The sequence below is a fragment of the Sutcliffiella horikoshii genome, assembly GCF_021991925.1.
Taxonomy (GTDB): domain Bacteria; phylum Bacillota; class Bacilli; order Bacillales; family Bacillaceae_I; genus Sutcliffiella_A; species Sutcliffiella_A horikoshii_F.
The window spans coordinates 1-19,352 of record NZ_RXZI01000008.1; the positions used below are offsets into that span (position 1 = coordinate 1).

The 19,352-nt window shown below is 42.1% G+C and carries 19 protein-coding genes; 3 read left to right on the top strand and 16 right to left on the bottom strand.

The annotated features are described in order from the left end of the window. Positions 1-323: 323 nt before the first annotated feature. Positions 324-1,523, bottom strand: coding sequence for an MFS transporter (locus tag EKQ44_RS17390; protein ID WP_237664824.1), 1,200 nt, complete (start codon positions 1,521-1,523; stop codon positions 324-326). A gap of 174 nt (positions 1,524-1,697) precedes the next feature. On the opposite strand from EKQ44_RS17390, the gene EKQ44_RS17395 reads away from it, so the two are divergent. After that, positions 1,698-2,186 carry a DinB family protein gene (locus tag EKQ44_RS17395; RefSeq protein WP_237664825.1) on the top strand — a complete coding sequence of 163 codons (489 nt, stop codon included), beginning with the start codon at positions 1,698-1,700 and terminating at the stop codon, positions 2,184-2,186. Positions 2,187-2,281: 95 nt separating this feature from the next. On the opposite strand, the gene EKQ44_RS17400 is transcribed toward EKQ44_RS17395, so the two are convergent. The 7 genes from EKQ44_RS17400 to EKQ44_RS17430 form a co-directional block, all read right to left on the bottom strand. Then, the gene (locus EKQ44_RS17400) at positions 2,282-3,046 is read right to left on the bottom strand and encodes an SDR family NAD(P)-dependent oxidoreductase (protein ID WP_237664826.1); all 765 of its coding nucleotides are present in this window, start codon (positions 3,044-3,046) and stop codon (positions 2,282-2,284) included. A 192-nt stretch (positions 3,047-3,238) separates the two neighbouring features. Then, complete coding sequence (locus EKQ44_RS17405; RefSeq protein ID WP_237664827.1) at positions 3,239-4,297, bottom strand: HAMP domain-containing sensor histidine kinase; 1,059 nt, start codon at positions 4,295-4,297, stop codon at positions 3,239-3,241. Continuing rightward, positions 4,291-4,977 (bottom strand): response regulator transcription factor, encoded by a 687-nt coding sequence (locus EKQ44_RS17410; protein WP_237664828.1) that lies wholly within the window; start codon positions 4,975-4,977, stop codon positions 4,291-4,293. The genes EKQ44_RS17405 and EKQ44_RS17410 overlap by 7 nt, the downstream gene beginning before the upstream one ends. Beyond that, positions 4,943-5,578, bottom strand: a complete 636-nt coding sequence (locus tag EKQ44_RS17415) for a DedA family protein (RefSeq protein WP_237664829.1) — start codon at positions 5,576-5,578, stop codon at positions 4,943-4,945. The genes EKQ44_RS17410 and EKQ44_RS17415 overlap by 35 nt, the downstream gene beginning before the upstream one ends. Next, positions 5,579-6,139 (bottom strand): class I SAM-dependent methyltransferase, encoded by a 561-nt coding sequence (locus tag EKQ44_RS17420; RefSeq protein WP_237664830.1) that lies wholly within the window; start codon positions 6,137-6,139, stop codon positions 5,579-5,581. A gap of 315 nt (positions 6,140-6,454) precedes the next feature. Continuing rightward, complete coding sequence (locus tag EKQ44_RS17425) at positions 6,455-7,006, bottom strand: DUF3231 family protein (RefSeq protein ID WP_237664831.1); 552 nt, start codon at positions 7,004-7,006, stop codon at positions 6,455-6,457. 437 nt (positions 7,007-7,443) lie between these two features. Continuing rightward, complete coding sequence (locus EKQ44_RS17430; protein WP_237664832.1) at positions 7,444-8,463, bottom strand: STAS domain-containing protein; 1,020 nt, start codon at positions 8,461-8,463, stop codon at positions 7,444-7,446. Between the two features lie 488 nt (positions 8,464-8,951). Here EKQ44_RS17430 and helD point away from each other — a divergent pair, with 488 nt between their 5' ends. Together helD and EKQ44_RS17440 are read left to right on the top strand one after the other, a co-directional pair. Next, a complete protein-coding gene (gene helD, locus EKQ44_RS17435; RefSeq protein WP_237664833.1) occupies positions 8,952-11,282 on the top strand; it encodes an RNA polymerase recycling motor HelD in 2,331 nt (776 codons plus the stop codon). A gap of 196 nt (positions 11,283-11,478) precedes the next feature. Continuing rightward, positions 11,479-11,979 carry a hypothetical protein gene (locus EKQ44_RS17440; protein ID WP_237664834.1) on the top strand — a complete coding sequence of 167 codons (501 nt, stop codon included), beginning with the start codon at positions 11,479-11,481 and terminating at the stop codon, positions 11,977-11,979. Between the two features lie 57 nt (positions 11,980-12,036). Here EKQ44_RS17440 and EKQ44_RS17445 read toward each other — a convergent pair whose 3' ends face one another. The 8 genes from EKQ44_RS17445 to EKQ44_RS21585 form a co-directional block, all read right to left on the bottom strand. Beyond that, positions 12,037-13,197, bottom strand: a complete 1,161-nt coding sequence (locus EKQ44_RS17445) for a hypothetical protein (RefSeq protein WP_237664835.1) — start codon at positions 13,195-13,197, stop codon at positions 12,037-12,039. After that, positions 13,184-13,708 carry an RNA polymerase sigma factor gene (locus EKQ44_RS17450; RefSeq protein ID WP_237664836.1) on the bottom strand — a complete coding sequence of 175 codons (525 nt, stop codon included), beginning with the start codon at positions 13,706-13,708 and terminating at the stop codon, positions 13,184-13,186. The genes EKQ44_RS17445 and EKQ44_RS17450 overlap by 14 nt, the downstream gene beginning before the upstream one ends. A 211-nt stretch (positions 13,709-13,919) precedes the next feature. Then, the gene (locus EKQ44_RS17455) at positions 13,920-14,174 is read right to left on the bottom strand and encodes a hypothetical protein (RefSeq protein ID WP_237664837.1); all 255 of its coding nucleotides are present in this window, start codon (positions 14,172-14,174) and stop codon (positions 13,920-13,922) included. Between the two features lie 30 nt (positions 14,175-14,204). Beyond that, entirely contained in the window at positions 14,205-14,432 is a 228-nt protein-coding gene (locus EKQ44_RS17460) for a hypothetical protein (RefSeq protein WP_237664838.1), read from the bottom strand. A gap of 198 nt (positions 14,433-14,630) precedes the next feature. After that, positions 14,631-15,908, bottom strand: a complete 1,278-nt coding sequence (locus tag EKQ44_RS17465; RefSeq protein ID WP_237664839.1) for a cytochrome P450 — start codon at positions 15,906-15,908, stop codon at positions 14,631-14,633. A 91-nt stretch (positions 15,909-15,999) separates the two neighbouring features. Next, positions 16,000-16,554 carry a DUF3231 family protein gene (locus EKQ44_RS17470; RefSeq protein ID WP_237664840.1) on the bottom strand — a complete coding sequence of 185 codons (555 nt, stop codon included), beginning with the start codon at positions 16,552-16,554 and terminating at the stop codon, positions 16,000-16,002. 61 nt (positions 16,555-16,615) lie between these two features. Beyond that, positions 16,616-18,166: an alkaline phosphatase family protein gene (locus EKQ44_RS17475; RefSeq protein WP_237664841.1), complete on the bottom strand. Its 1,551-nt coding sequence runs from the start codon at positions 18,164-18,166 to the stop codon at positions 16,616-16,618. An 8-nt stretch (positions 18,167-18,174) separates the two neighbouring features. After that, complete coding sequence (locus EKQ44_RS21585; protein ID WP_237664842.1) at positions 18,175-19,296, bottom strand: MGDG synthase family glycosyltransferase; 1,122 nt, start codon at positions 19,294-19,296, stop codon at positions 18,175-18,177. Between the last annotated feature and the right edge of the window lie 56 nt (positions 19,297-19,352).

The following is a 19,352-nucleotide window of genomic DNA, read 5'->3' on the forward strand; positions in this document are numbered from 1 at the left end:
AATTGTCTTCATCCATCCGATGATGACAATCTCGATAAGATTTTCCACTCCAAATTGTCTTCATCCATCCGATGATGACAATCTCGATAAGATTTTTCACTCCAAATTGTCTTCATCCATCCGATGATGACAATCTCGATAAGATTTTTCACTCCAAATTGTCTTCATCCATCCGATGATGACAATCTCGATAATATTTTTCACTCCAAATTGTCTTCATCCATCCGATGATGACAATCTCGATAAGATTTTCCTCTCCAAATTGTCTTCATCCATCTGATGATGACAATTTCGATAAGAATTTTCCTCTCCAAAGAAATGGCTCAGCGTGCCTGTTCCCTCGGCACCTCTCTCTGATCCAGATGATAACTCAAGAAGGTAAGTAGACTCGCGCATACAGCAACAATCCCGCCAACCCACGTTACATGGATGAGACCGACTTGATGGTAGACGAACCCGCCTAGGGCAGACCCGAGTGCGATACCGACGTTGCTTGCCACCGGCATGAGGGAAGCAGCGAGTCCTGTTGCTTTAGGCTGATAGATCTTAGCTAAATCTATCAGGTAAAGCTGTGTCGAGGTAGTTAAAAGAATGGCCATCAATGACATTAATCCAATGTTGACAAGCCCCAACCCGAAGTGATTAATGGTCCAAAATAAGCTGATCAATACAACCGCCTGCACGAGAAACACAAATCGGAGGCGACCGATTGCATTATGGCTGGCTATTTTACCTGCCAGGATATTGCTGAAAATCGAGATGAATCCGTACACGAAAAGGATCAAGCTGATGGAATAGGTTGGTGCTCCCATCCCTTTTAGAATTGGAACAAGGTACGTAAACACGACATAGGTTGCCCCAAATCCCAGGGCAGGAATGAAAAAGGCGATCAGAATTCGCGGATTGGTCAGCAACGAGAACTGATCCCGGATCGAACTTCGAACCTGGCTGAGCTTGCTTGGCAGCACAGAATAGGATGCAAGGAACGCCAATACTCCGAGTATCGTAGTCAGCATGAACGTGGAATTCCAGCCAAACCAGGACGAAACCAAGGTCCCAATCGGTACACCGATGACGTTCGCTAGGGTAAAACCACCGAAAACAAATGATATGGCAAGACCCCGCTTGGCTGCTGGCATGGTCTCACTTGCTACGATCATGGCAAGTGAGATCAGCACACCCGTCACAATTGCCGTCAAGATCCGGAAAGAAAGTAACATCGTATAGGATGTAGAAATGGCGCACAACGCGTTGAAAATTATGAAAGCCCCTATTAAAAACAACATCCATTTCCGCTTTGGAAAATGACTTGTTGCCGACATCACGATAGGTGTCGCAATGGCAAACGTAATGGCAAACGCAGAAACGAGCGTACCAGCTCTTGCATTAGACATCTCAAGGCTTGAGGAAATATCCGTCAAGATCCCAACTATAACAAACTCGCTTGTCCCAAGGACAAACGTTAATAAAGAAAGTGTCAAGATGAGCAACCAATGTTGCCTCGTTAATTTTTCAGATTGCATACATACCTCTTTTCTAAGCTGAATGGAAATGTGTGATGTGGTAGATAAACAACCTAACTATCATAACATAATGCATGCTGTTTTAAGAAATATTCTCGCAGTAGAAAAGAATTAAAGGAATTGACCTATAAAACAAGAATAACCCTTTAAATGATTTTTAAGGGAGTGTAGGTAATGACACATGCAAAAGAAGTACTTGCCAATCAGCTGTTGGCCAATGCGAATGATACAAGTTGGTATGTTTCCCTTGAGGAAGCGCTTGAAGGGCTTAAGGAAGAAGAGGCATTTTGGAAACCGAATGAGGATTCTAACAGTATTGCGGAGATTGTGTGGCACCTTTTATTCTGGAATAATATTTGGCAAAAGCGGTATCGTGCTGCAAATGTTAAAGCCGTTCCATCCGTTGAAAATAATGAGGAGAGCTTCATCCTTCCAAAAGGTTACAGTTTTGATCGCATGAAATCTGAGCTGCTTGAAGGTCTATTGGCTTGGCAGGAAATCCTTACAGAAGAAAAGCTTGACGGAGAGGCCACTGGTTTTCCCGTGGAAGCGAAATGGTGGCATCTAATAAGCAATGCTACCACTCATAACGCCTATCATATCGGACAAATCCTATACATTCGGAAACTGCAGGGGAGTTGGAAAAAGTGTAGGACCAGGTGATTCCACTGTACCTCGAGATATCCCCAAAAAAGCCGAGAATACAAGGCTATTCTCGGCTTTTCATAAAATGGGTCGAGCAACCTCTCCCCAAATAATTAGTTCTCCTTCATAACTAGCTTGGCAACTTTAGCTGCCGATTGTCTTGGTAGAAACTTTGCTGCCAATGCCCCGACTTTATTAAACCTTCCTGTGATCACCACTCTTTTTCCACGCATCAAAGCTTGATAGCCTTGTTTTGCTACTATTTCCGAAGGCATCGCATTGCTGAACATTTTCGTGTTCCCCACGTTTGCAACAGAGCTAAAGTTTGTCTTTGTCGCTCCAGGACAAAGAGTGGTTACGGTGATGGAGTCCTCTTTTAACTCCTCGGCTAACGCTTCTGAAAAAGATAGAACAAAAGCTTTTGTTGCATAATATACCGCCATATTCGGTCCTGGTTGAAAAGCGGCAGTGCTGGCAACGTTTAATATTTTCCCAGATTTACTTTTCTTCAGTTCCGGAAGCAAATGATAGGTTAATTCGGTCAACGAAGAAACATTAAGCTGAATCATATTTAATTGTTGCTCCACACTAAGGGATTCAAAGGAACCTAATAGTCCAAAACCAGCATTATTTACTAATACATCCACCTTAATGTCATGCTTCTTCATTTCATGGACGATTTCCTTGATCGCATCAGGCTTGCTAAGATCCTTTGGAATGACAGTGACGTTAATATTGGGGTAGCTCTTCTTTATCTCAAGAAGCTTTTCTTCACTACGTGCAATTACTACTAGGTTATATCCATCCTTCGCGAATAATTTAACAAATTCCAAACCAAGTCCACTGGATGCACCAGTGATTACAGCTGTTTTAGTCATCGTAACAACCTTCCTTTATATTAAAGTTTATATGTTTAAGTGTTTAAACATATAATAAGTTAGGCGGATATTCTTTGTCAATTGTTTTATTCGTAAGGTGGTGAAAAGCGGAGAAAAAAAGCCGAGAAATCCTAGTATTCTCGGCTTTGCTTGGCACTTTATCATTGATAGTGGGTCGAGGGACCTGTCCCCTCAACCTGTACGCGGTAACTCCATTATTATTGTGAAATTACCTTGTTCGCTTGTAGCCCACACCTTGCCGTCGTGCATCTGAATGATGCTTTTGACAATGGCGAGCCCGAGTCCGGATCCGGTTGAGGCGCGCGATTGGTCCTTTTTGTAGAAACGTTTGAACAGCTGATCTACCTCTTCGTCGGAAAGAGGGGAGGCTGGATTAGAAAAAGAGATAAGGACGTTCTCCTCTTGTTCGATGGTTGTTTGAATGGTAAGGGTGGAGGGCTTCAAACTATATCGAACCGCATTGGTGAGCAGGTTTTCAAAGACGCGAATCAAATTTTCTGTATCTGCTTCCATCCAAACACTCTCCTTGCTCAAATCAAGGGCAACTTGCATATCCTCTGGTAAGGTTCCCTCACTTTCCATGACAAATTGTTGAAGAAGTAAGTTCAGGTTCACACGTTGCTTAGCGAGGTTTGCTTGATTGTCAGACAAGGTAGTAAGATCGAACAGATCATTAATCAGGCGTTCCAATTGAAGAGATTTCAAATAGGAAATATCAATAAATTCACTTTTTTCCTGTTCGGATTCATACCTTTCTTCCCGGACGGCACTCAGAAAGCCAGTGATGGAAGTGAGTGGTGTCCGCAAGTCATGAGAGATATTGGCGATCAGTTCATTTTTTTCTTTCTCCAATTTCTTCTGATATTCAAATCTATCTTTTAACTCAGCCGCCATTTGATTGATATTTCGAGAAAGGGAGGAGAGTTCATCTTTTCCTTTAACCGGAATGGTACGTTCCAGGTTTCCTTCCCCCATGGCCCTTATGCCGGCCTCTATATTCCGTATATACAGGAGAGTAGGGCGAAATAACAGGTAAAACATCCCGATGAAGAATAATATGCTGAAACTAAAATTGGCAAAGGCAATGATGTTCCATTGCAGGACCGTCAGCTTTTCAAGCTCCAAAAGTCCATAAATAAATTGAGCTGGAAAGCTGAATATAAAGATGCTTAAGACACCGCTAATAACGAAGATACCAAGTATTTTTGTCATCAATTTTTTGGTCAGCATGAGAGTTTATACCCCACTCCCCAAACGGTTTCGATATAGCGTTTGCCGGTCTCTTTTTCCAACTTCTCCCTAATTTTTCTGATATGAACCATAACCGTGTTGTCAGATCCGTACGAATCTTCATGCCAGACATTGGTATAAATCTGTTCAGCGCTGAAGATTTTTTCCTTATTTTTCGCCAGCAAAAGGAGGATGTCAAATTCCCTTGGCGTAAAATTAATTTGTTGAGTGTTAACGGTTACTAGTCTTGTTTGTGTGTCGATTGTGATATCACAAACGTGGATGGTAGCATCTTGCGCTTCATGAAATACCTTATGTCGCCTCACCTGCGCTTTGATGCGGGCTGCCAGCTCCAACGGATTGAAGGGTTTTGTCATATAATCATCTGCGCCAAGACTTAGGCCTGTGATTTTATCCATGTCCTCGGATTTGGCAGAAAGAAGAATGACAGGGATGACTTTTTGCTCCCTTATCTTCATCAATGTCTGTATCCCATCTAATTTAGGCATCATGATGTCTAGTACGATGCAGTCTACCGTATGTTTTTCCAAAAGCTCTAATGCTTCTTTTCCGTTAGAAGCTTGATACACTTGATAGGCTTCATTTTTTAGATAGACAGTGATGAGCTTTCGAATAGATTCATCATCATCCACGATCAGGATGGAGGTCAGATTTTTCATTTTGTTTACTCCTCTTGTAAGTGTTCGTTTTATTATAAAGAAAATAGGTTAATATTCCAATTCCAAGTAAGATGCCGAACCATAGTCCATATTGAAAAGCGAGGTCTGCTATCATTTCTATATGTTCCCCAAATGTAGCACCTAAAATGAAATAGGATAGGGTCCAGAAGAAGCCGGTGGTATAAGAGTATAGGGCATAGCGTTTAAAACTCATTTTGTTGATGCCGACTAGATACGGGACAATATGGCGGACGAATGGGATGAAATAGCTGAGAGCCAAAGCATAGTGATTGTATTTTTCAAGGAGATGTTGCGCTCTTAGCAGATGTTTGTTCTTCTGCTTTGCTAATACGCGGTCCACCACTTTGACCCCCATCACTCTCCCTAAGATATACCCAATAGACAAACCAGAGACAACCCCAAGATACGTCAATAGAAAGGCAGGGATTGGTTGAAGGATTCCAATGGAAGAAACGATTCCGCCGCTCATCACGATGACCTCATCAGGTATTGGCATTCCTACAATCCCAAGCCAGAGACAAAAGAACAATGCGGCATAACCATAATTCCCAATTAAGCTGATCAATTCATTTACATCCACTTAGTCACCCACTTTCTTGCATGACAGGACATAAGCAGGAGGGAGGTTCCCCCATACTTTTTTTAACTCGATGCTTTGAAAAAATTGCTGGATGAAGGCTTTTTTAACCAGAGAATATTGAAAGGTGAGGAAGCTCCCGTCATCATCCAGAAAATCTGATATTCTATTTAAAATGTTCTTAGAGACAGCGGCGGGCATCGATGTAAAAGGCAATCCGGATAAGACGACATCTATTTTTGATAGGTGAAGCTCCTGCAAGTAATCCTTCATATTCTCAGCAGATCCATGAATGATGTGTAGATTGGGAACGTCCTTAAATTGACTTTGCAATTGTTTAACAAACGTCTGATTAATCTCTATGAGGATCAGAGTGGTATCGGCCTTTTTTCTTTTGAGGATCTCTTTTGTGAAAACCCCGGTTCCCGGCCCCAATTCTATGATGGTCTTTGTATTCTTATAATTTATTTGTTCTGCCATTTTTCTCGCAAGGTATCTAGAACTTGGAGCGATGGCGCCAGTGGTTCTAGGATGTCTGATATATTCGGTTAAAAAACTAATCATTTACTGTTTCCCCTCATTTCCTTTGTCCTTCTTGAAAAGAGTATAAAGGGAGAATCTGAAGATAATAGGAGGAGAAATCTTAAGGTTTCTTAAGGAATGAAAATGAGGAGTTGATGTAAATAAAAAAGCCGAGAAAATGGCATTCTCGGCTCAGGTTGAATATGGGTTATTTTAATTCAGTATTCTTCTGCAAAAAAAAACCTTCGTTGGTAGGATACAATACATAAAAATATCCTTTTTACCATTTGAAAGGGATATGTATAAGGTGAATGCCCAGCGTCGAATTCGTAAGGTTCAGTTCTCTGCTGCAGGCAATTACCGTGGGGAACCTGGTGGATAGTAGTATGGCGGGACTTTCAGCCAGCCGCGCTTTTTCATCAAGGTTTTTAGTGTGGTTCCAAATGTGACCCAGTCAGAGAAAAAGCCAAGCCACATCATCCCTACATCATTGCGAACCGAATCCGCCTGTCCTTTGGCACATTGCTGCATGCATACGACTTGCTTGAATGCAACCCCATTCGTAATTTCATCGTCAGTCAGCTTGACACCCAATGGTATCTGCTTGGAGTCGGACTCCGGTTTCGAAGAGGTTACATCCGGTAGTGGGATGCCCTCTTTCTTCATAAACTTGCTCAACGTCTCGACCTGGCCCTCACATATACGGATTATATCGATCAGCATTTCTTTGACTTCATCGTCTGTCGTGGTGTTCAGACTTACTTCCTCATACCGGATAAACTCTTCCATCGTGGTCAGATACACCCATAAGTCACCCACTTCGATGACATGAAGAGGCGTATCTGGTTCGTCAATATTATCCACTCCTGTTTTCAGGAGATTCCAAACGGCTTCAAATGGATTAGGCATTTTTTTTCACCTCCTCAGCTTTATTATTTTCAAACAATTTATAAAAGATGTATTTAAATAACACTTCATCATCAAATTTCCCTGATACTAAGCAAGGTTACCTGGAGCTGGACCTCTTCAATGTTAAACTATTTATACTGTCTCCTATTCCAAAAAAACACGCCAACCCCTGGAGGTTTGGCGTATCAGACTGTTGACAAACTCTAATAATCTTTAGATTTGCATTTACATGTTGATCTTCGTTCCAGGCGCTTCGCTTTCCGCGGGCGGTCCGGGAGCCTCCTCAGGCTACGCCCTGCGGGGTCTCCCATGTCCCTTCCTCCCGCAGGAGTCTGCGCGCCTTCCACTACGATCAACATAGTTATTACATAACTTGAAGATTAAAATAGCTTTGTCTACACACTGACACGCCAACCCTAGAGGTTTGGCGTGTTTCTTCAGATTATTCTTCTTCCATTCTGAGCGAGGGCAAAATGAATGCCGTGCTGCAGCGACTGGAAGAAATCGAAATGAGTCAAATCAATATCTGCCTTTGTAATATCCAAGCTTAGCTGAGCGGAAATTCCGACTAGAATGGTCTTAATTCCCAACAGTTCAGCGGAACACCCCAGCTTTTCAATCATGCTTGCTGTATATGGTGTCAGATTGTCATCCATTCCGGTTAAATCAAGTACCAGATAGCTTGCTTTGTACTTTGGAAGATTGTATAGGGTTTTTACAATCAGCTCGTCTGCCCGTTCTTCATCATATTTTCCTAGAAGGGGTACCACCACAATCCCTTCGAGTACAGGTATGACGGGAGAGGATATTGTCTTGACCAGCTCTTTTAGTTCCTTTGTTTTTTCTTCCACTACTTTTTCCAGCTTTACTATCTGCTCCTGCTCTTTTTGACGGGCAAGCTGATGGATGTTTTGGGCCACATTCACTTCTTTTGGGAAATATTCGATGGTGGTATATTCATGGCCCTCTATCTGATGATTCAGGATATTGTACCAGATGTCCGTTTTGAATAGGCCAGTAAAAATCCCTGCATAATGCGCCGCAAGGAAATTGCCTCCGGTTTTCTTTCCTTGTGCCTGATTGATTTTATATTCCCAGTCATCCTTGAGCTGGACGGTCAATGTGTAATTATCCACATCCAGGTTCTTTACATAAGCTCTTCCCCAACCAGCAGATGCATACGTATTGGTAATCAAGCCAGCTATTTTTTCAATACTGATATCTGTCATATTTTCAAAATACTTCCCAACAACTGCACCTTGTCGATAGCCTGTGGATTCCATTACAAGGCAGGTCGCTTCCTGTCCGGAAACCTCTTCAATTGTATCAAAGAAAGTTTTCATCGCAGAGGAGATCCAAAATAGGACAGCATCCTCCCCTTCAAAAAGAAATTTCCCCTTTTCTACATCCCATTCAAACTGAAGACCTTCTATATCGATTTTTGGAAGTGTACTCATCTTCTTACCCCAAATCCTTTATATTTTTTTACTATTATAAACTAATTCGACAAGATTTTTAATTAATATCCTATTAAATGGAGATAGATATAAAGGAAAGCGCCTCCCTAATTATGTAAATTATGGTAAATAAAAGAACTTACCCTGATTTTATAGCCTCAAATCCATATTCACATGCAATCACTTCAGCTTCCGTTTTGCCAGGGCATCAGCTAAAGGGGTATTTACCATACAAGCTAATAGAAGAATAGGGAGGATACCTGATCTTCTAACCTTTCCTGCGTATGGGAACATAAAAAGGGTCGAGGAACCTATCCCTCGACCCAAAAAAATACTTGAATCCACCATAAATACATGGTAAAGTCAAATAGATTGTATTGTATATGTGGTTTTTGTGAGTATAATTATCCTTATTATAATCATACAATACATTCCACCCTCGAGTCAACCCCCTAACTATCCATTTTCGAAAAAAAAGGAGTGTTTGCATGAGTACGGAATTTCAGTTGGAGCAAAGACGTGTGGACGATGTGATGGAGACCATTACAGAGGAGATCGGGAAGTTAGAGAAGGAGACTTCCAAACGTAAGGATGAAGTCATTCATATTCGCAAACACTTTTGGGAAGAGGTCAAGGTTAGTACGGATTCTTTTGATGATTACTTGGAGACGATTATCGGCCTGAGGCAGGAAGCGCAGGCGTTGTCTGTGAGTCAAAGCTCCCATAGGCATGCATCCAAGCGGTTAACCACCCTGCATAAGATGAAAGAGATTCCTTATTTCGGCCGGATCGATTTTAAAGAAGATGGGACTTCAGAAAAGGAGCAAATATATATCGGGATATCTGCCCTTATGGATCAAAGTGGGGAAGACTTCCTCATTTATGATTGGCGAGCTCCGATCTCAAGCGTTTATTATGATTACCAGCCGGGCCCGGCAAAGTACACAACTCCAGGCGGCGAAATAGAAGGTGATTTGGAAAAGAAGTGGCAATACCTGATTCGAAATGGCGAGCTGGAATCCATGTTTGATACAAGTCTCACCATCGGGGATGAAATCTTACAAAAGGTGCTCGGCAAAGCGACGGCAGACAACTACATGCATAATATCGTCGCCACCATCCAACAGGAGCAAAATCGAATCATCCGGCATGATAGTGGCAGACTCCTGATTGTTCATGGTGCGGCAGGTAGTGGCAAGACGTCGGCTGCCCTGCAACGGATTGCCTATTTACTTTATAAGTATAGAGATAACCTCGATGCCGACCAGATTATTTTATTTTCTCCCAACTCCATGTTCAAAAGCTATGTATCCAATGTCTTGCCTGAACTTGGCGAGGAAAGCATGCAACAGGTTACCTTTCAAGAGTATCTCGACCACCGATTATCCAAAGCTTTTCAAGTGGAAAATCCCTACGGACAGTTGGAGTATGTGCTGACGGCAAGCCATACACCGGCTTATAAAGCAAGGCTTGCGGGCATCAAGTTTAAGGCTTCCCTTCGTTTTTATGAAGCAATCAAAACCTATATAGAATCACTGGCCTTGGAAGGAATGACCTTCAAGAATATCACCTTTAGAGGGAAACCGATGGTATCGGCCGAGCAAATTGCGGACCGGTTTTACAAACATGACACTTCCCTTCGATTATCCAATAGACTCGAAAAGTTGAAGGATTGGCTGATGAAAGAGTTAAAAGCCATTCAAAAGGCTGAAAGTGATCAGCCATGGGTGCAGGAGGAGATGGAACTCCTCAGTAACGAAGAATACCATGAAGCGCGAGCATTTTTAGCTAAAAAGAAAGGCTTTGAAAGGGAAGGGGTTGCGGACTATGAAGTCGACCCAAGGGCACTAGCGCGTTTACTCGTGCACAAGAAAATGAAGCCATTGCGAAATCGTGTCCGCGGCTATCAATTTATCAGCTTTAAAGATCTCTATCAGCAAATTTTTGCAGAACCTGCGAAAATTGGTCAATGGTTAGAAGGGGAGGCACCTGAAGAGTGGAATGCAATTTGCCAGGGTACCATCGATTCGATACAGGAAGATAAACTGTGGTATGAAGATGCGACGCCATTTTTACTGTTAAAGGAATTGATCCTTGGTTTTCAAATAAACAGCTCGATCAAGCATATTGTCGTGGACGAAGCCCAAGATTACTCCCCGTTTCAGTTTGAGTTCATGAAGCGGCTTTTCCCTGCTGCTAGGATGACCGTGCTTGGCGACTTTAACCAGGCAATCTTTGCCCATGCGAGTGAAGCAGTTAATTTTGATGTGCTTGAGGGGCTTTATGGACCGGAGAAGACAGAGATTATTAATATTACAAGGAGCTATCGTTCCACAAGACCGATTATTGAGTTTACGAGAAGGCTTGTTCCAAATGGAGATAAAATCATTCCGTTTGACCGGGACGGGGAGGAGCCGTTGCTGACGGAAGTGGCTGATTTTGATAGTCTGCACGCGGGCATCTCCTCACGAGTGGAGGAGCTAAGGAACCGCGGCTATCAAAGCATTGCCATCATCTGCAAATCAAGTGAGGAGAGTGGTCGTGCTTTTGAAGCACTTTCCCCGGAGATAGATAATTTAAAGCTGTTGAAAATGAACTCCATGGAGTACGAACAAGGCGTAGTTGTCGTGCCATCCTACTTGTCCAAAGGTATCGAATTTGACGCGGTCATCATCTATAATGCTTCCGATGAAGTGTATGGAGATGAGAGTTTGAGGAGGGTGTTCTATACAGCATGTACGAGAGCGATGCACTACTTGGAGATTTGTAGTGTGGGGGAAAGTTGTGGGAATAGGTTCCTTGACCCGGTTTTGCGTTAATGCGTTTAAAGGTGCCTTCTAGTGCATCGAGATTTATATAAGCTAAAGAAAAAAGCCAAGTCCCCGAGTGGGGCTTGGCTATAGTGGCGAAGCGGCGTGCCTGTCCCCTCAATCCACTGAAACTTTTCTTCCGCAAATTCGTAAGTAAAAGAGAGGAGGCGATTAATATGAAGATATGGTGCTTGGTGAAAGCCTCATGAAAAACTATTGGCTGAAACAATCCTTGGTAATACTTTTACTCGTTTTATTTGCGTTCATAGCAAATTTCAATTTGGTTAATCCTTTTCTGACGATGGAAAGTACATTATTAAAACAACTTATAGTCCTGGTGTCCATTTCACTGATTTTGTTTGCATGTAATCAATTGCTTTATAACTATGCAACGTATAAAAAGCAATTCATGCAACATCCGTTATGGAATAAAATGTCCATTATCCTCTTGGTTTGGCTAATGATTTCCTTTGTGCTGTTTATTGTGTTATTTTTCATAGCGCCTTTACAAAGCATACTGAATCAGTATGCATGGCTGATGTTTATAGTGATCTATTACTTTTTGTTTTTCTTAAATCTATTCATTTTATCCATTGTACATAAGGTGATGGACTCATCCGTAAAAATAGAGAAGAAGCTCGTCATCACATGGATCGGCTCTTCTCTATTAATAGCTATAACCCTGTTCATGTTACCTAGTATTTAGTGGGTTTTTGGGACAGGCATTATGATCCTTGTTGGATTGTCGCGCCTGCCCTCCCTGCTACTGGAGCGGCATAAACGCCACAGCCCAGCTGCCGTCCTCTTCCTTCACCATCTGAAAGCCCCACTCCTGACCGAAGATGTTCATATAACTGATATATCCGCTATCCCCATTATCATGAAAGATGCCATCTTGTATACCGAAGAAAGTATTCCTTATTTGTTCTAGTGAAGAATGACCCATTTCGCTCAAGTATTCCTCTTTATCAATTTGCATCATGTCCTGCCTGTCTGTGTAAAATTCATATTGTAATTCTCTTTCCTCTTCCATTGCAGCCTGCACATAAAATTTAGCGATGCTGATAGGGGAAAGACCTATTAACAGTTGTGTATCATATTCTACTTTTAATCGTTCGTAAATTTCCAACTCTTCCGCGCTCAGCTCGAAATTCTCTGCGTTTGGGTTTGCTTCTAGAAGTTCAGGGCTTTCACCGTTTCCATACAATGTATCAATCGAATAAATAGCTTGCTCTGCCTTATTAAGACCATGAATCTCAAATATTTCCTCACGATCTATCTCTGCAAAGGTAAACCAGTATTTCGATCCGTTTTCTGAAACAATGATTTCTGCAGGGTATTCCTGCTTCCTTTCCACCATCCTTACGAGGACGCTAGAAATATCGGGATTCAGTATTTTCCCAAATACAAGCGGAAACGGCGATTCTTCACTTCCGGGAGTAATTAGCTGGTGGCTTAAATCTTCTTTTTCTTGAATAGTGTGTTCTGCTCCTTCTGTGGACTCATCCCAACCGTACTTAGTCTTTTTGATGAAAGTTGCATGTAGTACATCAATATTAATATCTTTCTTAATAGTCCTGGTGAAAAACACTACCACACCTTCCGTGACCTCTTCTACGTGTAAAATTTCATTATATTCATAAGGAGCAAGAATTTCCTCTAGTCTCTCTGGCGGAATTTCGTCTGCTACCACTACACTATCACTTGGTTTCTCCAAGTTATTAAAAATTGCCGGTATTAAAATAAGCATAAATATCAAGGCAGCCGAAGCCAATGCCACATAATACTTGCGGGGAGTGGAGGATTTTCTCACCATAGGAGATGCATTCATTTTATGATTTATCTGCGCTTGAACCCTTTCTTGTTCTTTGTCGCTCATCGCAATTTTTTGGTTTAAGGATTGGAAGTCATTAGATTGCTTCATATCGGAATCCCTCCTTTTCCAATTCTTTTCGCAAGCTTTTCAAGGCCCTGAATAAATCCACTTTGACCTTTGCCTCCGAACATCCAAGGATCTCAGCAGTCTCCCCAATTGAAAACTCCTTAATTTTACGTAAAATAATGACATCCCTAAAGGAGGGTTTGATTTTACTAATGGCCATATATAGCTGTTTTTCGGACTCATTCAAGATGGCGATATCCTCGGCTGACTTTTCATCATGTAATCCAAAGGGAAGAAAGCTCAAATAGTTTGCTATCGTTTTATTTTTCCGTATATAATCAATCGTCAAATTCCGGGCAATTCGAAATAACCAGCTCTTCTCCCGATCGCCATGGAAGCTTTCCAGATGGTTATAAGCGCGAATGAACGTATCCTGCACAATATCCAATGCCTGCTCCCGATCCCCAATCATAAAAAAAGCATAATTAAACACATCATTGCTATAAGTCTCATACCAATCATTAATCCGCTGTTTCCTACCGAGATGGTCCATTTCCCCACCCCTTTCTTTTCTCTTTACTATTACAACGGACTGCGGGAAGAAAAGTTACAAAAAAGATTGGAGGGAAAAGAACGGAGGAGATAGGTACTGTAATCCACCGGGATGGGGAATACCCGTGAATTTAACAACCACGGGTAACTTGTAAGGTATGAAATTAGGGTGTTTACAGATAAGCTGATTTAGTGGGTCTGCATATCTGTTACTATAGTTCAACCACTTTCATCGATCTTGCAATTTCTAACATCATTTCTTTAGAAATCCTCGTACTATCCATTTCTATTTGCGTTCCATCTTGTGTCCACTGCAATAGACCGCCAGTAATTAGTTCACCCTTTTTATCCAATTCACCGTCGTTACCCCATGGGCCCAAAGAGACCTTTATAGCCGTTAATATCAATTTCTTCCCCATCAGAATAAGTGGGATCACTTTTCTTTGATGAGAATTTTTGCTCTTCAATACCCACATTATATATCGTGTCATTTTCATTCATAAAATGTAATCTGAAGCGAGTAAAGTGTTCTTCTTGGTCCATTGGGTACCCTTGATCTCTAAAGTCCAATTATTAGGCACATTATCTGGCGCCAGCACAGGAAAGTCTACTTTATGAATGATCTCGGACAAAGTGATGCTGTCATGGTTGTATGGGATATCCTCTACATGGACAGCTAAAGGCGTAGACAACAGGATGACGAGGGCGATGGATTTTATAAGCATGATTGTAATACCTCCTAAGAGTTATGAAAGTATTATCTCCTAAGCTGAAAGAATTATGGATTCTTTGAATAGTGAGATAGGCAGCCTACCCATATAATTTTAAAGTTAAGCAGCAAAAGTGCCCAGAGATTTTGGTCTCTGGGCACTTTTGTAATAGAGGGCATGTGGGTAGCGATGCCTGTTTGCACGACTCCTGTGCTACTGGGTCGGCGTGCTTGTCCCCTTCACTCGCACATCCCGCATCACAATTTTGCTTTCTGGCAAGCTAGGGATTTGGGACATACTGAAGCTCAGATCTTGTTCAGGTAGGTCATAATCCAATCCATTCACTAGAAAGTCCAGGCTTACATTCATAATATCAACCGTCAGCCATTCTCCGGCGCAGCGGTGACCGATATCATACTCCCCGCCACCTTGGGGGATAAAATCAAATGGACTTTTGTCCCACGTTTTAAAGCGGTCGGGCTCAAAGCGATCTGGGTTCTCCCAATCTTCCGGATGATGGTTTGTTCCGTACAAGTCCAATAGGGTAAGGGTGTCTTTTTCAAATTTATAATCATTCCAAGTAAAGTCTTCCTTTACTCTGGCTGCAGTAAAGGGAAAGAATGGATAGAAGCGGCGGACTTCCTGCACAAATCGTTGGAGACTCTCACTTTCTCCTTTTTGTAACTTTGCAGCTTCTTCCGGATACTGATGGACAGCAAGGGCGGTAAAGCAAACATAAACGGAAATTGCGACAATCGGACGCAGGAGATTCAATAATTCCACGGCAACGATCTCTTTATCAAGAAGTTCCCCGTTAAGGTCGCGATGCATGGAAAACTGATACAGGGCTTTGTCTTTTGGTACCTCTACTTTTTCTTCCCGGACTTCTTCGACCAGGTCTTCTAACCAGCTCTCTACACTGGAGCGAGATCTGCGTCCTTTCCAATGCTTTAACCCGATTGCGGCAGCAGATTCATACATATCTCCCAATTGAACGGAGAACTTCTCCACTTTATCTTCCGGAAGAGGGACGCCTGTCCACTCACAGGCAACCTGTGTGAGGATTTTCTTTGCTTCTATGTATAATTCTATTTCCTTTTCATGCTCCCATTTTTGAGCGGCAGCTTCCCAATGTTTTTTTGTAAGTTCGGAAACTTCCTTCAAGCTATCTTTCGTCATTAGGGACATGAACATCGCTTTTCGATGGTGGTGAGCTTCCCCGTCCATTGCTTGCACGCCTCCTTCACCGAAGAGCGTCTTTTGCAACCGTTTTGGAGCTGCCCCTTTTCGTTTGAATTTTTCATTGTCATAGAAAATTTTTGCAGCTTCTTTACCTGTCAGGCAAATTGCTTTTTCTGCTAGAAGAGTGGTTTCAAAGATATTAGAGTGGAACATATGACGGCGGTTCATAATGAACTGGTAGCCTTCTTTTAAAAGCTTCAGGCTATGATCGAGTCCCTCTTCCTTAGGCATGGAATGATTATTTTCCAAACAAACCCCTCCTTAATGGTATATATACTTTGTATATTTACTTCTTTCTTCCAACCTAAACGTAAGAAAGAAGGGGGAAGTGAAAAAGGAGTCAATTTGGTGGATGGGGGGCACCTGGGGGGCTATATTTCGGTGGGACCCGTAACCATCCCCTGGATTTCATTAAATTTTTCAATGGTGCCGCATACTTCATTAGATGAACCTGAATGGAAAAGAACAAAAGGCCGACATCGGTCCGGACCGTCTTGGACATTGCTTGGGCGCAAAAGGTAATGGAAGTGGCAACTTTAGCGGCAATAAGATTTGCAATCTCATCTTCGGTCAGTTTAACTCCCTCGGGAATAGCGCTTGGATCGGATGCAGGCTTATTGGGATTAACAAGGGGTAATGGGACGCCTTCTTTAATGAGGAAATCTTCTATCTTTTTTGTATCAGACAGGCTGCCTTCCAATGCATCCTCCAACATGGCTTTCAAGTCTCTATCAGTGGTACTGTTGAGTGCGACCTGATATAGGGTATGAGATTCCTTAAACGCTGTAAAAGCCGTCCACAGATCCATCACTTCCCCAACATGTAAAGGTGGTTTAGGTTCTTCATCTATGAAATTTTTTAAGATGGCGGCTATGGCTTCCATTGCATTGGTCATGGTGAAACCTCCCAAGCTTTATTTTGAATATTTTTAAAAAAGAGGAGAGTAAATATTCCCTCTACTCCTCTTTTAACAAATCCAAGACATACCCTTTCAAGTCCACCATCCTCCTGGAGGTTGGTTCTTTGTCGGTGCCGGCAATAATCAGGGCAGCCAAGGTATCATCCTTATTGATTCCACCATGTTCCCCCCCGCCATCATGTACAGGTGCCGTTTCCGAAAAAGTAATATGCCCGGGTTTTGCAGTGACGACAACGGAACCTGGTTGACTTAATATGGCACTGGAAAGCTGATTGAGTGCGTCGGGATATTCGGTATAGGAGATCGTTTTGCTAGGATGATCCAACGTTAATGCAAGCACTTCTTCTGGGCCTTCTATGGTCCAGGATTGTCCAAAGGAATCAGTCCACTCCCCATCTTTTTTAAAACGGAAAGATTCTTCCACTTCAGGTGCCCACACCGTAAACCAGTCATCGATGTCCGTTGCAGCTAAGGCGATGCGTTTATCTTCCATGGCTTTAAGCGCAATCTCTTCCTGTTCCACATCTTTATTGGTAGGATAAAGAAATGCCGAACGATGATTATTGGATATCACGATATCACCAGTGGATGGCTTTTCTTTAAAGGGGGCAATATGATAATCCCCGTAAAGCTCGTGTAAGTTAATTTTAACATCCTCTTCATCCTCAGCCAGGGAAGCTTGCCCATGATCTCCAAATAAAATAAAGATATTATCCTCTAGCGCATCGTCCCAATTTTCATAGACATCCAATATTTCTTGGAGGTGGTGATCTACTTCTTTGAATCCTTTTACATAAGGAGGACTGTTTCGATGCGTCTTCTTATCCATTTCAGGGAAAAAAGCGAACAGAAACTGCGGCTGTTGATTGGTTATGATCAATTTTTTTATCACTTCGGCTGCGTAGTTGTCCGTAAACCCTGCACGCAGTATAAGTGCGTCTGGCAATCTTTCGTCCTCCAATACAGCTGGCCGATGAAAGGAACCGAAGGAAAAGATGTCAGGGCCGTAGGTTTCCACTTCATCATCGATGCCGATCAATTTATTGAGGCCGAGTGGGGTTTGAAGCAAGTGCTTTGTTTTTCCTCGATATAGGAGGGTATTTATGGCGCCTGAGGAAATACCCTTTTCTTGTAACTCCTCAAAAATGGTCGTGCTTTTTTTATTCAAATGTACATTATTCAAACGATAGTATGCATCTTCCAATGATTCCTTGAATCCCAACTTCCGCAATGTTTCAAAAGAAGTTCCATAGTCAATGATCCGATCTTCCTTTGGGTCATACCAAGTCAGACCAGGCACTTTATGCTCGTATGGCATTTCTCCGGTGATAATTGTCCCCTCAATGGCAACAGACATCGAAGGGAAAGGAGCAACCAAATCGGGATACACTTGACCTTTCGACATGAAAAACCGTAGCGCCGGAAACTCATCGCTTTTGAGGGTTTCGTCTAAAAGCTCATCCGTCATCGAATCAACCATGATCATGATGATTTTCTTTTCAGAAGGAGTGCGTGCATGTAGTTTTTCATCTTGGCAAGCGGTTAACAAGGATGCTGTACATAACATGATTAGTAGTAAGATTTTCATAATTACTCCTAGTGTTGATTTATTAAACGCAAGATGGTCTTTTGACAGGCTAATGGATCTACTTTTTGTTTGAAAGTATGAACATTTTCAAGCACATGCTTTTTCTTTTCAGAAGGTGATAACATGTCTTCAATCAGGGAGAGGACTTCATCTTCATTATCGGCATAAAATGCTAAGTCATTGTTGGTGAGAAAATCACGGTTCTGCTCTTCATGCCCCGAAATGGGCTCAAAAATGATGATGGGAATCCCTTTCATCAAAGCTTCAAAGCAGGTGACACCCCCACATTTGGTGATGAGAATGTCCGAAGCATCCATCCAAACATCAATGGAGGAAACAAACCCGATAATAATGATATTGGGGTATCGAGTTGCCAGGTTCGTCTCCAAGTAACGCCTTAAAACGATATTATGGCCAGTACAAATGACTATTTGGTATTGGTCTTTATGGCTTGCAAGTTTTTCTGCTATTTTTTTCAAACCTCCAAGCCCTAGTCCTCCCCCCATTACAAGGATGGTCTGCCTATCTTCAATACCAAGCTTTTTCCGGGCAGTTGTTTTTTCTACTTTCCTCCAAAAGCCAGGCCTTGTAGGCAAACCGGTTATCTTTATTTGATTATTGGGTGTCCCGAGTAACTCTAGTTCCGAATGCATATCCTGACTTGAAACAAGGTAATAGTCAATTTGTGGGGAGACCCATCCTGCATGTAAATGTAACTCAGTGATTAACATACAAAAGGTAAAAGGATGATTATTGGTATCCTTGATCCTTGAAACGACTATTTTCGAAAAAGGGTGAGTACAGATGACGACATCAGGTCTGAATTCACTTGTCAACCTATCTAACTTTTGAAACAAAAGTGTATGTAACAAAAGGTTCCACCATGCTGGGACCCCCTTTTGCTGACTGTTGGTGTATAGCTTCCTCCATATGGAAGGATACCGTTCAATTAAGGTCATATATGTTTTACATATCAGCTTAAACGCCATTGGTTGAAAGTGCTTTCCCAGCTCCATCACTTTTACCTCAACAGATGAATCTATCTTCCGAATCCCCTCCATTAAAGAAAAAGCGACCGAAGTATGCCCCGATCCAAAAGCCTCTGATAAAATAAGAACCCGTTTACTCACTAAGAACCACCCGCTTCTAATTATCTGCTCTTAGTATGGTGGTTTCACTTGAATTT